At 72.1% G+C, this 12,144-nt stretch carries 15 protein-coding genes; 6 read left to right on the top strand and 9 right to left on the bottom strand.

Going from position 1 to position 12,144, the window contains the following annotated elements; all coding sequences use genetic code 11:
* Positions 1-58 precede the first annotated feature (58 nt).
* The 3 genes from AC1DDU_RS02380 to AC1DDU_RS02370 form a co-directional block, all read right to left on the bottom strand.
* Complete coding sequence (locus tag AC1DDU_RS02380; protein WP_477431021.1) at positions 59-415, bottom strand: SPW repeat domain-containing protein; 357 nt, start codon at positions 413-415, stop codon at positions 59-61.
* 105 nt (positions 416-520) lie between these two features.
* On the bottom strand, positions 521-1,552 hold the full coding sequence (locus tag AC1DDU_RS02375) for an LLM class flavin-dependent oxidoreductase (protein WP_477431020.1): 1,032 nt from the start codon (positions 1,550-1,552) through the stop codon (positions 521-523).
* A 58-nt stretch (positions 1,553-1,610) separates the two neighbouring features.
* Complete coding sequence (locus AC1DDU_RS02370) at positions 1,611-2,063, bottom strand: MarR family winged helix-turn-helix transcriptional regulator (RefSeq protein ID WP_477431019.1); 453 nt, start codon at positions 2,061-2,063, stop codon at positions 1,611-1,613.
* A 133-nt stretch (positions 2,064-2,196) separates the two neighbouring features.
* Here AC1DDU_RS02370 and AC1DDU_RS02365 point away from each other — a divergent pair, with 133 nt between their 5' ends.
* From AC1DDU_RS02365 to AC1DDU_RS02355, 3 genes are all read left to right on the top strand, one after another.
* Complete coding sequence (locus AC1DDU_RS02365) at positions 2,197-3,408, top strand: MFS transporter (protein ID WP_477431018.1); 1,212 nt, start codon at positions 2,197-2,199, stop codon at positions 3,406-3,408.
* Between the two features lie 88 nt (positions 3,409-3,496).
* Positions 3,497-3,988: a bifunctional nuclease family protein gene (locus tag AC1DDU_RS02360; protein WP_477431017.1), complete on the top strand. Its 492-nt coding sequence runs from the start codon at positions 3,497-3,499 to the stop codon at positions 3,986-3,988.
* Between the two features lie 139 nt (positions 3,989-4,127).
* On the top strand, positions 4,128-5,522 hold the full coding sequence (locus AC1DDU_RS02355; protein WP_477431016.1) for an FAD-binding oxidoreductase: 1,395 nt from the start codon (positions 4,128-4,130) through the stop codon (positions 5,520-5,522).
* Between the two features lie 21 nt (positions 5,523-5,543).
* Here the strand turns inward: AC1DDU_RS02355 and AC1DDU_RS02350 are convergent, their stop codons facing one another.
* On the bottom strand, positions 5,544-6,257 hold the full coding sequence (locus AC1DDU_RS02350) for an MBL fold metallo-hydrolase (protein ID WP_477431015.1): 714 nt from the start codon (positions 6,255-6,257) through the stop codon (positions 5,544-5,546).
* 92 nt (positions 6,258-6,349) lie between these two features.
* On the opposite strand from AC1DDU_RS02350, the gene AC1DDU_RS02345 reads away from it, so the two are divergent.
* Positions 6,350-6,895, top strand: coding sequence for a TetR/AcrR family transcriptional regulator (locus AC1DDU_RS02345; RefSeq protein WP_477431014.1), 546 nt, complete (start codon positions 6,350-6,352; stop codon positions 6,893-6,895).
* On the opposite strand, the gene AC1DDU_RS02340 is transcribed toward AC1DDU_RS02345, so the two are convergent.
* Together AC1DDU_RS02340 and AC1DDU_RS02335 are read right to left on the bottom strand one after the other, a co-directional pair.
* Entirely contained in the window at positions 6,896-7,459 is a 564-nt protein-coding gene (locus tag AC1DDU_RS02340) for a dihydrofolate reductase family protein (protein WP_477431013.1), read from the bottom strand.
* A 67-nt stretch (positions 7,460-7,526) separates the two neighbouring features.
* On the bottom strand, positions 7,527-8,465 hold the full coding sequence (locus AC1DDU_RS02335) for an RNA polymerase subunit sigma-70 (protein ID WP_477431012.1): 939 nt from the start codon (positions 8,463-8,465) through the stop codon (positions 7,527-7,529).
* A gap of 54 nt (positions 8,466-8,519) precedes the next feature.
* Between AC1DDU_RS02335 and AC1DDU_RS02330 the strand changes: the two genes are divergently transcribed.
* Positions 8,520-8,858: an ArsR/SmtB family transcription factor gene (locus AC1DDU_RS02330; RefSeq protein ID WP_477431011.1), complete on the top strand. Its 339-nt coding sequence runs from the start codon at positions 8,520-8,522 to the stop codon at positions 8,856-8,858.
* Entirely contained in the window at positions 8,855-9,526 is a 672-nt protein-coding gene (locus AC1DDU_RS02325; protein WP_477431010.1) for a cation efflux transmembrane domain-containing protein, read from the top strand. Before AC1DDU_RS02330 ends, AC1DDU_RS02325 begins: the two co-directional genes overlap by 4 nt.
* A gap of 6 nt (positions 9,527-9,532) precedes the next feature.
* Here the strand turns inward: AC1DDU_RS02325 and AC1DDU_RS02320 are convergent, their stop codons facing one another.
* The 3 genes from AC1DDU_RS02320 to AC1DDU_RS02310 all read right to left on the bottom strand — a co-directional run bounded on the left by AC1DDU_RS02320 (position 9,533) and on the right by AC1DDU_RS02310 (position 11,959).
* Positions 9,533-9,868 carry a DUF6804 family protein gene (locus AC1DDU_RS02320; protein ID WP_477431009.1) on the bottom strand — a complete coding sequence of 112 codons (336 nt, stop codon included), beginning with the start codon at positions 9,866-9,868 and terminating at the stop codon, positions 9,533-9,535.
* Between the two features lie 98 nt (positions 9,869-9,966).
* Positions 9,967-10,650: a response regulator transcription factor gene (locus AC1DDU_RS02315; RefSeq protein WP_477431008.1), complete on the bottom strand. Its 684-nt coding sequence runs from the start codon at positions 10,648-10,650 to the stop codon at positions 9,967-9,969.
* Positions 10,651-10,654: 4 nt separating this feature from the next.
* On the bottom strand, positions 10,655-11,959 hold the full coding sequence (locus tag AC1DDU_RS02310) for a sensor histidine kinase (RefSeq protein ID WP_477431007.1): 1,305 nt from the start codon (positions 11,957-11,959) through the stop codon (positions 10,655-10,657).
* Between the last annotated feature and the right edge of the window lie 185 nt (positions 11,960-12,144).

Raw genomic sequence — 12,144 nt, 5'->3', positions numbered from 1 at the left:
GGACATGTCGGCGGGGGCGTCGGGTTGCGCCGGCGCCCCCGTCTCGGACTGCGTGTCATCAATGCGGAAGGCTGCGGTCGTGCGTCTGCATGGCCGGTCTGATGGCGAGCACCGCGACGATCACCGTGATCGCCCCGCCGAACCAGCAGATCCAGGCGTTCCCGGACTGCATGTCGGCGTAGCCGCCCAGCCACGGAGCCAGGAACAGCACGGCACCGAGTGCGAGCTGCACGTACTCCATGGCGACCATTCCGGGCATCGCGAGGTTCACGACGCCCGCGGCGATGAGCAGCGCACCGACGCCGATCATCCAGGGCATGGAGGCGCCCATCTGCGGCATGAGGAACGCCGACAGAACGACGACCAGGCCCACCGCGACGGCGACCCAGTCCTCCCAACGAGTCCACTTCTTCATTCGACTCTCCTCCTCTCGAGCTGTATGGCTCCCGATCGGGGGTCGACTGCATGGTATGCCTGACTGACCACCCGGTCAAGATGCCGAGCAGCGGGCGGTCGAGGGTCAGTCGCGCGTGGAACGCCACCCGAGCTCGGGCGCGACGTACTTCGCGAACGACTCGACGACGCGGAGGTTGAACTCGACGCCGAGCTGGCTCGGGATCGTGAGCATGAGGGTGTCGGCGGCGGCGATCGCGGCATCCTCCTTCAGCTGCTCGACCAGCACGTCAGGCGCGGCGGCGTAGGTCTTGCCGAAGGTGGATCGGATGCCGTCGATGATGCCGATCTGGTCGCCGTCCTGGCGTCCGCCGAAGTACATCTCCTCCTCGGCGGTGGTGATCGGGAAGATCGAGCGGCTCACCGACACCCGCGGTGCGCCCGCATGCCCGGCCTCCCGCCACGCGGCGCGGAAGGCGTCGATCTGCTCCGCCTGGAGCAGATCGAACGGCCGGCCGTCGGCGGATGTCAGCAGCGTCGAGGACATGAGGTTCACGCCGACGCGTCCCGCCCACTCCGCGCTGTCGCGGTTGCCCGCGCCCCACCACACGCGTGAGCGCAGGCCGGGGGAGTGCGGCTCGATGCGCTGCATGCCCGTGGCTCCGGTGCCGAACGGGGAGGAGGCATCCCGCTCCGCCAGTCCTTCGCCGTCGATCGCCCGCAGGAACAGGTCGAAGTGCTCGCGGGCGAGGTCGGCGCCGCGCGGGTCGTCCGAGCCGGTGTAGCCGAACGCCTCGAAGCCGCGCACGACCGTCTCGGGTGACCCGCGCGAGACGCCGAGCGCAAGCCTGCCGCCCGAGATGAGGTCGACGGATGCCGCCTCCTCGGCGAGGTAGAGCGGGTTCTCGTAGCGCATGTCGATGACGCCGGTGCCGACCTCGATCCGCTGGGTGCGCGCCGCGATGGCGGCTAGCAGCGGCATGGGCGAGGACTGCTGGCGGGCGAAGTGGTGGACGCGGAAGTACGCCCCGTTGACGCCGAGCTCGTCCATGCCCTGGGCGAGGTCGATCGCCTGCAGCATCGAGTCGGCGGCGGTGAGCTGCCGCCCGCCGCCGAGGGGGCCGTAGTGTCCGAACGAGAGGGTTCCGAAGCGCTCCATGTCGTCTGCAACGGTACGCGGGCGGCATCCATTCCGGTGAATGAAACCGTGCGGCGGCTCAGGCCGGCTGGGGCACTCCGGCCTGCAGCACTTCGACGACGGGCGCGAGCTCGGGCTGCGCAGCGGCATCGGCGAGCACGCGGCTGAGGGTCTCGTCGTGGATGGGGTGGGCGCGCTCATACAGTGCGCGCCCCGCGGGGGTGAGCTCGGTGTAGATGCCGCGCCGGTCGTCGGCGCACAGCACGCGCGTGATGAGGGCGCGGTCCTCGAGGCGGTTCACGAGCCGGGTGGTCGCGCTCGCGCTGAGCGCGGTCGCGCGTGCGAGCTGCTGCATCCGCATGTGCCAGCCGTCCTGGCGGCTGAGCGCGTCGAGCACGGTGTACTCGACGACCGAGAGATCGACGGATGCCGCCAGAGCGCGTTCGAGCTCTGCTTCGATGAGCCCGTGCAATGCGGCGAGGGTGCGCCATCCCTGCGCACGCACCTCGACGGCGTCGTCGGCGATGCCCATGGGTCCTCCTGGAGGGAACGGTCGATGCGTGCGCATCGTTGTTTGCGCGAATAGCCCGCGTGTGCAACTATTTATCTCGCTCACGCAATATCCCGCGTGTGCAACTAATCACCAGTGTAACAGGAGACCCGTCATGCCACTCGGACTCGTCGCGCTCGCCATGGGCGCCTTCGGCATCGGACTCACCGAGTTCGTGATCATGGGCCTGCTGCCCGAGGTGGCGGCAGACTTCGCCGTGAGTGAGGCCGCGGCCGGCTGGCTGATCTCGGGGTATGCGCTCGGCGTCGTCGTCGGCGCCGTCGGGCTCACTGCGGCAACGACCCGCCTGCCTCGCAAGCCCGTGCTCATGGGGCTCGTGGTCCTGTTCATCGCGGGCAACGTGCTGACCGCGCTCGCCCCCGACTACGCCCTCGCGATGACCGGGCGCGTTCTCGCGGCGCTCTCGCACGGCGCCTTCTTCGGCATCGGGTCGGTCGTCGCGGCGAGCCTGGTCGCGCCCGAGAAGCGCGCCGGCGCGATCGCCATCATGTTCACCGGACTGACGGCGGCCAACGTCCTCGGGGTGCCGTTCGGGACGTTCCTGGGGCAGCAGTTCGGATGGCGCTCGACGTTCTGGGTCATCGCCGGCATCGGCGTCCTCGCCCTGGCCGGCATCGCGGCCCTCGTCCCGGCGACGGCGGACGCGCAGGAACGCATCAGCCTGCGCCGTGAGCTGCGCGCCTTCCGATCCGCCCAGGTGTGGCTGTCGCTGGCCGTGACGGTGCTGGCCTTCGGTGGGATGTTCGGCGCGTTCACCTACATCTCGTACACGCTCACCGAGGTGAGCGGCTTCTCCGCCGGCGCGGTGCCGTGGCTGCTCGTGCTGTTCGGCGCGGGCCTGGTCGCCGGCAACTGGCTGGGCGGACGCCTCGCCGATCGGCGGCTCGACGCGACTTTGATCGCGTTCATCGCGGCGCTGGTCGTGGTCCTCGGCGCTTTCGCGCTCTTCGCGGGCTCGCAGCCGGCGACGATCGTCGCGCTGGTGCTCATGGGCGCGTTCGGGTTCGGCACCGTCCCCGGGCTGCAGAGCCGCATCATGGACTACGCCGGTGGCGCGCCGACCCTCGCGTCGGGCGCCAACATCGGCGCCTTCAACGTCGGCAACGCCCTGGGCGCATGGGCCGGCGGCGTCGGGATCAGCCTGGGGCTCGGCTACACGGCGCCGGTGTGGATCGGCGCGGCGATCTCGGCGGCAGGTCTGGTGGTGATGGTCGTCGCTGCGGCCCTCGCCGCCCGGCCGACGGTGCCGCGCGCGGTTGCTGCTCCTCGTGCCACCACGGGTACCGTGACCGTCCCCACCATGTGATCCGCGGGGCGACGCGCACCCCCTGTCCCGGGTGTGCACGCGGTGCCTACGATGGCGGGAACGGATGCCGCGGCGGAAGGAGCGACGGATGGTCCAGGTGCGCGTGGCCGGCGTCGCCCTCGACGCCTCGGGGCAGCACGTGCTGCTGCTCAAGCCGGTGGATCAGATCCCTGGCGACGGCCTCGTGCTGCCGATCTGGATCGGACAGCTCGAGGCGACCTCCATCCTCGTCGCGGTCGAGAACGCCGAAGTGCCGCGCCCCCTCGCTCACGACCTCATGCGCACGATGCTCACCGCGCTGGGCGCCGAGGTCGGGCGCGTCGAGGTCACCCGCATCGACGACGGCACGTTCTTCGCCGAGATCCTGCTGACGACGGCGCTGGGCGATCGGATCATCGACGCGCGCCCGTCGGATGCCGTGGCGCTCGCCTCGCGCGTGGGCGCGCCGATGTGGGTGGCCGACGAGGTGATGACCGAGGCCGGGGTGCCGGACGTGCTCACCGAGACGGACGCCTCGGAACGCCTCGACGAGTTCAAGAGGTTCCTCGACGACGTCGAGCCCGAGGACTTCGAGGGCTGAAGCACCGGATTCGCGCCCCCACGTATCAGGGCGGCGCCGTCCGACTCATCGCTGGGGTGGCCGGTGTCCCAGACGCCGGGCACGATGACGGGATCGGCCTCGACGACCCGTCGCGAACCGTCCGATCGAAAGGCTCTCCATGTCCCTGAACGACCTCGCCATCGACGTGCCCCACGCGGCGACCGGCGCCGCGGCGGCCGAGCTGCGCGCCGTGCTCGGCGACCGTGTGCTGCTTCCCGGCGACGCCGGCTTCGACGCCGCCCGGACGCCCTGGAACACGGCCGTGGCGCAGCATCCGTTCGCCGTCGCCCTCCCCGAGACCGCCGAGGACGTCGTCGATGTCGTGCGCGTCGCGACGCTGTCGGGTCTGCGCGTCGCGCCGCAGTCGACGGGCCATGCCGCGGGTGCGCTCAGCGAGACCGATCTCTCCCACACCGTGCTGGTGTCGCTGCGGTCGCTCCGCGGCGTCGAGGTCGACCCGGTCGGCCGCACGGCGCGCGTGCGCGGCGGATCCCTGTGGAGCGACGTGCTCGACGCGGCGGCGCCGCACGGGCTCACGGCGCTGCACGGCAGCGCGGCCGACGTGTCGGTCGTGGGCTACATGCTCAGCGGAGGGATCTCGTTCTACGCCCGGGCCCACGGACTCGCAGTCAACGCGGTGCGCGCGGTCGACGTCGTGACGGCGGAGGGCTCCGTGGTGCGTGCCAGCGCCGACGAGAACCCCGACCTGTTCTGGGCGCTGCGCGGTGGTGCAGGGGCGTTCGGCGTGGTCGTCGCGATCGAGATCGACCTCCTGCCGCTCGCCGACGTCTTCGCCGGCATGCTGCTGTGGGACGCCTCGCGCGCCGCCGAGGTCGCCCACGCGTGGGCGCAGTGGTCGAAGACGGCCCCCGAGTCGGCGACGACGACGCTGCGCGTCATGAACTTCCCGCCGCTGCCGCAGCTCCCGCCGTTCCTGTCGGGTCGCTCGGTGGTCGTCGTCGACGGGGCGATCGAAGACACGGATGCCGCGGCATCCGCCGTGCTGGAGCCGCTGCGCGCGCTCGCACCCGAGATCGACACGTTCGCCCGCATCCCGACGCCCGCGCTGGTCGCGGTGCACATGGACCCGCCCGAGCCGTCGCCGGCGGTGACGTGGCACGGCGTGCTCGAGGAGCTGCCCGAGGAGGCCGTCGACGCGTTCGTCGAGGCGGCGCAGATCCCCGGCGTGTTCGTGCAGGAGCTGCGCCAGCTCGGCGGAGCGGTCGGCCGCCGTCCCGCGCATGCCGGAGCGATCGGCTCGCTCGAGGGCGCATACCTCGTGCACTCCATCGCGATGGTGCCCGTGCCCGAGGCCGTTCCGGCCGCGACGGCCGCGGTCCACGCGGGTGTCGCCGCGCTCGAGTCGTGGCGCGCCGATGCGCTCGCGCTGACGTTCATCGACGGGCCGGCGGCCGACCGCTCGGTCGCGTTCGGCACCGCCCGTGCGCGTCTGCGTCAGCTCAAGCTCGACTACGACCCGGCGAACCTGTTCGCGGCGTCGCGCCCGGTCTGACGGCGGGGCGGGCGGGGCGGCTCAGGCCGCACCCGCTCGCACCGCCGCGGCGACGTCGGCGGGGGAGCCCTGCCACGGCGTTCCGTGGCCGGGCAGGACCCAGCTCGCCTGCAGCCCCGCCAGCCGGTCGAGGGATGCCGCCGCCTGGGCGGGGTCGTCGGTGAACGGCGCGGGCTGCATCCCTTCGCGCCCGGTGAGCACGTGGCGGGTGGTCAGCGCATCGCCCACGAACACCGCATCCGCGAGCGGGACGTGCACCGCGATGCTGCCGGCGGAGTGCCCCGGCATCCCGATGATCACCGGCGCTCCGGGAAGGTCCAGCACGTCGCCGTCGTGCACCTCGACGACCTCCGTGACGTAGGTCGTCGGGAACGCACGCTTGCGCAGGGCATAGGCGAAGAAGCCGGTCGTCGGTCCGAGCTTCATGGGGCCGACGTCGACCTTCCCCTTCGTGCCGGTGCGGGCACGCTCGGCATCGGCCTCGTGGACGTAGACCGGCACGCCGTGGTCGCGGCGCAGGCGCTCGGCGAAGCCGATGTGGTCGCTGTCGCCGTGGGTCAGCACGACGCCGCGCACGTCGGCGGGGGAGAGCCCGAGGCTCTCGAGCTCGCGCACGAGGTCCTTCCAGTGACCGGGGAGCCCCGCGTCGACGACGGTCACGCCGTCGTCGGTCACGACGAGATAGGCGGCGATGATGTCGTTGCCGATGCGGTGCAGGTGCGGTCCGAGCTTCATGGCGTTTCCTTCGGTGGGGGGTGACGAGGGTTGGCATGGCTACGGTACGTAGCTATGATGGCTATTGTCAATAGCCATCGGAAGGATGCCGCATGCCGACCCCCGAACGCACCTCTCTGGCCGAGATCGTCGGCGCCGGCCGAGACCTCCTCGAGGAGGCGGGCCCGGCGGGCCTGACGATGCAGAGCGTCGCCGAGCGGGTCGGGGTGCGTCCGCCGTCGCTGTACAAGCGCGTGCGGGACCGCGACGCGCTCCTCTCGGCCGTGGCGGTGGCGACCCTGGACGACCTGACCGCGCGGCTGGAGGCATCCGATCGCTCCCTCGACGGTCTCGCCCGTGCCTACCGGGCGTTCGCGCACGAGCGCCCCGAGGGGTTCCGTCTCATGTTCGCCACAGTGGCGCCGCAGGAGGCGCTCGACCGCGCGGGGCTCACCATCGTGCGCGGCGCCGCGTCGATCGCCGGCGAGGAGCACGCGCTGGATGCCGCGCGCCTGCTGACCGCGTGGGCCACCGGCTTCCTGCACATGGAGCTCGCCGGCGCCTTCCGCCTCGGCGGCGATGTCGACGCGGCGTTCGAGTACGGCCTCGCCGCACTCGCCCGCGGACTGGCGACCTCCGAGTCCGCGGGCGGCGCCTGATCAGCCCACGCGCCCCGGCGCGCGATGCACGGTGAGGCTTCCGGGTCCGACCTGTTCGGCCGACACCAGTTCGAGGTCGACGGCATCGGGGAACAGGCGCCTGCCGGCTGCGAGGGCGGTGGGAAAGGCGATGAGCCGGTACTCGTCGACCAGGTCGGCCTCGCGGAGCCGGTCGACCACGGACCGGCTGCCGATGACCACGACATCCCGCGTCGCCGAGGTCGCGGCGACCCATTCGGTGAGCATCCCCTCGACGACGCGGGAGTTCGACCAGGCGTCCGCGGGCAGCGGTCGGCTGGTCGCGACGGCCTTCTCGGCCTGGTTCATCGCCTTCGCGAACGGGGTGTCGCGCGGCGGCCACAGCGTGGCGAAGTGGTTCCACGTGCGGCGTCCGAACAGCAGCACGCCCGTGCGCATCATGTCGCCGAGTCGGAACTTGTCTCCGGCGACGCCCTCCGGTCCGTACCGCATCGCCCAGCCGCCGAACGGCGTGCCGTCGCTGCCGTCCGGGTCCTCGGTCACGCCGTCGAGCGTGATGTACTGCACGACGATCACTCGTCCCATGTCGTCCTCCTCGTCTCGCGGGAGCGAGGGTGCTCCCATGAAGAGATACGGGCGGGATGCCGCGAACTCATCGCAGCGGCGCGGACTCCTGCGCGAAGAGGTCGAACAGCCGCGGATCCTGGTAGACGAGCACGTGGCCGATCGCGCCGGACCCGTCGCCGTCGAACAGCTGCAGCGTGTGCGGCTCGGGGCCTTCGGCGCCGAGGCGGTGCAGAAGGATGCCGCGCTGCCCGTTCGCCGAGACGGGCGTCGTCGCCCAGGCGGTGCCGCGGCGCTGGAAGAAGTCCGCCATGAAGGCGCGATAGGTCGGGCGCCCGCGCGACCATGCCCGCACCGGCGGCATCTCGAACACGACGTCGTCCGACACGAGCGCGGCCAGGGCCTCGACATCCGCGTTCTCGATCGCCCGCGCATACCGCTCCACCGCCGTCGGTGCGAGGGCCTGCGGGCGCTGCGTCCCGGCGGCGATCGCCGCGCGTGCCCGCTGCAGCGCGGAGTTGGCCGACGCGGTCGACACCTCCAGCACCGCCGCCGTCTCGGCCGCGGAGAGCCCGACGACGTCGCGCAGCACGAACGCGCCGCGCTGCAGCGGCGACAGGGTCTGGAGCATCGCGGTGACGGCCAGACGCACGTCATTGCGCCGCTCGGCTGCGTGCTCCACCTCGGATGCCGCGAGCCAGCCCGCCGGCGCGGGCATCAGCCACGGGACGTCGAGCGAGGGCACCAGCGGCGCGCCCACCTCGATCCCGGGCTCCTGGAGGTCGCGCGGCAGGGCGCGGCGCGGCGTCTCGCGCAGGCGGTCGAGGCACACGTTGCGGGCGATGCGGTATGCCCAGGTCGTGAGGCTCCCGCGGGCGGGATCGTACGAGTCTCGGGCGCGCCAGACGCGCTCCAAGGTGTCTTGCACGGCGTCCTCCGCGTCGAACGGGGTGCCCAGCATCTGGTAGCAGAAGGCGAGCAGACGCGGGCGGATGCCGGAGAGCTCGCCCGCCTCGATCGGTGCCACACCGCGAGCATACGACGCTCGTATCGATACAGCGATCCCTGTACTATCGGGACCATGTCCTCCGCCACCGCCACCGTGTCGCACACGGCCGCGCTCGCGCGCCTCGGCTTCGCCCTGTCCGATCCGACTCGCAGTGCCGTGCTCCTCGCGCTCCGTCGCGGCCCGGCCTATCCGTCCGACCTGGCCGAGGAGGTGGGCGTGTCCCGTCAGGTGATGTCGAACCAGCTCGCGTGCCTGCGCGGCTGCGGGCTGGTGGAGGCGACGCCGGAGGGCCGGCGGGCGTCGTATCGCCTGGCCGACCCGCATCTCGCCCCGGCGCTGGACGAGATGCTCGCGGTGGTCCTGTCGGTCGATCCCGAGTGCTGCACCGGCGCCGCTTGCGAGTGCGCATGAGCGCCGCCGCGCCCCTCGCCGACGCCCGCCGCGATCTCCTGCGCCGGCGCGTGCGCTGGATCGTCGCCGCCACGATCGCCTACAACGTGGTCGAGGCGATCGTCGCGATCGCCGCCGGAACGGTCGCGTCTTCCGGGGCGCTCGTCGCGTTCGGGCTGGACTCGACGATCGAGGTGCTCTCGGCCGCCGCCGTGGCCTGGCAGTTCACGCGGCGCGACCCCGAACGCTGGGAGCGCGGCACGCTGCGGGTCATCGCGATCGCGTTCTTCGCGCTCGCGGCGTACGTCACCGTCACCTCGGTGCTCACGTTGGTGCTCCGCGTCGAGGCCGAGCACAGCGTCGTCGGCATCGTCCTGACGGCCGTGAGCGTGGTGGTCATGCCGGCGCTCTCGTTGGCGGAGCGGCGGGCCGGGCGCGAGCTCGGCTCCGCGACGGCGGTGGCCGACTCCGCGCAGACGCTCATCTGCGCCTACCTGTCAGCGGCCGTGCTGGGAGGTCTCGTGCTCAACAGCCTGCTCGGCTGGTGGTGGGCCGACGCGGCCGCCGGGATCGTCATCGCCTTCTTCGCGGTGCGCGAGGGGATCGAGGCGTGGCGCGGCGACGCCTGTGCCACGTCGGTCGGGATGCTGCTCGAGGACGAGGATGCCGAGCACCACCCCGCGGGGTGACAGCGGTCAGCGGCGCTCGGTCTTGATCATCGCCCCCGCGACGAGGAACACGACGGCCGCGGCGGGCTGGGCGGCGGTCCACACCGGACCGGAGAACGGGAACGGGAAGACCGGGTTCCAGATCACCGCGATCGCCGCGAACACCGGGAGCCACCACCACTGCTTCGCCTGGACGGCGAACCAGCCGACGATGATCGCGAGGATCGCGACCACGTACTGGACGTAGATGAACCACTCGCCGCCGATGAACAGCGGCGCGAGGAACAGTGCGATCGCCGCGAGCAGACCGGGCGCGAACGCGTTGCGCTGGTAGGTCGGCGCGGTTCGCCGGCGATCGGTCATGTGCGGAGTCTCCTCAGGTGCGGGGGTCCTTCAACTCTGCCACGGAATCGCCGGGGGTCCGCTCGGGCGGATCCCGCCTCGCCGCGGTGAGTGTGCGCTCAGAGGAGGGACTCGGCATCCCGGTCGAGATGGTTGCGGGCACCCCACAGCGCGAGCTGGGTCCGGTCTTCCAGGCCGACCTTCTTGAGGGCCGACTGCATCTGGGAGCGCACCGTGTGCACCGACACGCCCAGGCGCTCCGCGATCTGCTCGTTGCTCGTGGTCCCGCTCGAGAGCACCGACACCACGCGCCGCTCCGCAGCCGAGAGGCGGGCGACGAGGTCGGGTGTCGCCGCGCCTCGACGCACGAACTCCCGGAGGACAGGGGTGGCGACGCGACCCGAGAGGAGAGCCTCCCCGCGCATCGCCGCGTGGATCGCCGCCAGCAGCTGATCGGAGTCGTGACTCTTCAGCAGGTACCCGATCGCGCCGGCGTCGAGCGCGTCCGTCACGTAGGCGTCGACGGCGTAGCTCGTCATCACGATGACGGCGATCGGCGGCTCGGTCGCCGACCGGGTCAGCTCCCGGGTGGCCTCGACCCCGCTCATCCCCGGCATCTGGAGGTCCATGAGCACGACGTCGGCGCGCTCGCGGCGCGCGACGGTGACGGCATCCACGCCGTTGGAGACCTCGCCGAGGACGTGGACGCCGCCGGCGGCCTCCAGCTGCAGGCGCAGCCCCTTCCGCACGGAGCGGTTGTCGTCGGCGATGAGGACGCGGATCGGGGCGGGGCGGGCTGTCATCGGCTCACTCTCCGTCGGCGTGGGCGACCGGGACGACGAACCGCACCAGCCAGCCGCCCTCCGGCGTCGCCCCGAACGCGAGTGTGCCCCGCAGCAGATCGATGCGTTCGCGGATGCCGCTGAGTCCCCACCCCAGTCCGAGACCCGCGATCGGGGGAGTTCCCGACGTCGGCGCCCCGTTCGCGACGGCCACCTCGAGGCGGTGGGGGCGAGCGGCGATCTCGACGTCGACCTCGGAGCCGGGCGCGTGCTTGGCGGCGTTGGTGATCGCTTCCTGGGTGCACCGGTACGCGGTCGCCGAGACGACGGCGGGAAGCTCCTCGACGGGTCCGGTCGTCGCAAGCCGGATGTTCACCCCGCGCTTGTCCCAGTACGCGAAGAGCTCGTCGACCTGACGCAGGTCTCGCGTCATCTCCCGCGGCTCGGTGCCGACCGCCCGCAGGTCGGCGAGCGCTCCGGCGAGGCTCGCGGCGGCGAAGCGGCCCTCGTCGCGCACCTCCTCGACCAGCTGCAGCGCGTCCTCCGGCCTTGCGGGTGCGATCGTGAGCGCGGCGTCGGCGAGGGTGATCAGCCCGGCCAGGTGCTGCCCGGCGACGTCGTGAAGCTCCTGCGCGATCCGGGTCCGCTCCCGCTGCTCGGCCTCCTCGACACGCTTGTCGTGCTCCTGCTGCGCGGCCTCCGCGCGAGCACGGGCGAGGCTCACCCGTCGCGTCTGCTTGCACCACACACCCAGGGCCGTTCCGGCGATCGCCGGTGCCGCCAGCCGGACCGCCTCCGTCGTCAGCCAGCTGACGGCGGCGCCGGCCGTCATGCCCAGCGTCGAGATCCACACGATCAACGTCGTCACGGGAACCACCACCGCGCCCGTCAGCCACACGATCGACACGGCGAGCGGCCTGCGCGCGGCGAGCAGGAACAGCGCGAGCGTGATGACCAGATACATGCCGATCAGCCACGAAGGCACAGCAAGGCCGACGGCGAGCCCGATGTAGACGACGGTGACGATCACGACCGTGGCCTCTGGCCGCCGGTCACTCAGCAGGAACGCGCCCGCCTGCACCGCACATCCCAGGGTGAGGATCGAGAACATCGCGGGCGGAGAAAGCACGAGCGGCCACTCGACCTGACCCTCGATGAGCACGGCGATGGGCTCGATGAGAACCTGGACCGTCGTCGTCGCGAACACCGTGAGCGCAAGGATCAGGGCGGACCGCCGCGTCGCCAGGATCCGGTCCGCGACCGCAGGGGCGTCGGCGGGCCGCGCCGACGTGCGCGCGCCGCCGTCCAGGGCGGAGTCGGATGCGGTCACGCCCATGACACTAGTTGGCATCGACCCGGCCGATGTCGGGCTCGTGTCCCGGTCGGCGCCGGTTTCCCGCCGCAGGGGATCCGGGTGGATCGCGATTCTTCGTCCATTTGGATGAACTTCGTCGACCGCCTTCGGCCGCCGGTGGAGGCTCGGTCGGGCATCGCCCGTCGCCGGTCGGCGTCCAC

Source organism: Microbacterium sp. 05T445, from assembly GCF_056395865.1.
Note: the sequence above shows the minus strand (reverse complement) of the source record. Positions and strands in the feature narration are given on the sequence as shown.

Coding starts and splice junctions, on each gene's coding strand:
- AC1DDU_RS02330 (WP_477431011.1), top strand. CDS start 8,520: ATGTCCTCCGCCACCGCCACCGTGTCGCACACGGCCGCGCTCGCGCGC.
- AC1DDU_RS02325 (WP_477431010.1), top strand. CDS start 8,855: ATGAGCGCCGCCGCGCCCCTCGCCGACGCCCGCCGCGATCTCCTGCGC.
- AC1DDU_RS02350 (WP_477431015.1), bottom strand. CDS start 6,257: ATGAAGCTCGGACCGCACCTGCACCGCATCGGCAACGACATCATCGCC.
- AC1DDU_RS02340 (WP_477431013.1), bottom strand. CDS start 7,459: ATGGGACGAGTGATCGTCGTGCAGTACATCACGCTCGACGGCGTGACC.
- AC1DDU_RS02315 (WP_477431008.1), bottom strand. CDS start 10,650: ATGACAGCCCGCCCCGCCCCGATCCGCGTCCTCATCGCCGACGACAAC.
- AC1DDU_RS02365 (WP_477431018.1), top strand. CDS start 2,197: ATGCCACTCGGACTCGTCGCGCTCGCCATGGGCGCCTTCGGCATCGGA.
- AC1DDU_RS02345 (WP_477431014.1), top strand. CDS start 6,350: ATGCCGACCCCCGAACGCACCTCTCTGGCCGAGATCGTCGGCGCCGGC.
- AC1DDU_RS02375 (WP_477431020.1), bottom strand. CDS start 1,552: ATGGAGCGCTTCGGAACCCTCTCGTTCGGACACTACGGCCCCCTCGGC.
- AC1DDU_RS02380 (WP_477431021.1), bottom strand. CDS start 415: ATGAAGAAGTGGACTCGTTGGGAGGACTGGGTCGCCGTCGCGGTGGGC.
- AC1DDU_RS02360 (WP_477431017.1), top strand. CDS start 3,497: ATGGTCCAGGTGCGCGTGGCCGGCGTCGCCCTCGACGCCTCGGGGCAG.
- AC1DDU_RS02355 (WP_477431016.1), top strand. CDS start 4,128: ATGTCCCTGAACGACCTCGCCATCGACGTGCCCCACGCGGCGACCGGC.
- AC1DDU_RS02370 (WP_477431019.1), bottom strand. CDS start 2,063: ATGGGCATCGCCGACGACGCCGTCGAGGTGCGTGCGCAGGGATGGCGC.
- AC1DDU_RS02320 (WP_477431009.1), bottom strand. CDS start 9,868: ATGACCGATCGCCGGCGAACCGCGCCGACCTACCAGCGCAACGCGTTC.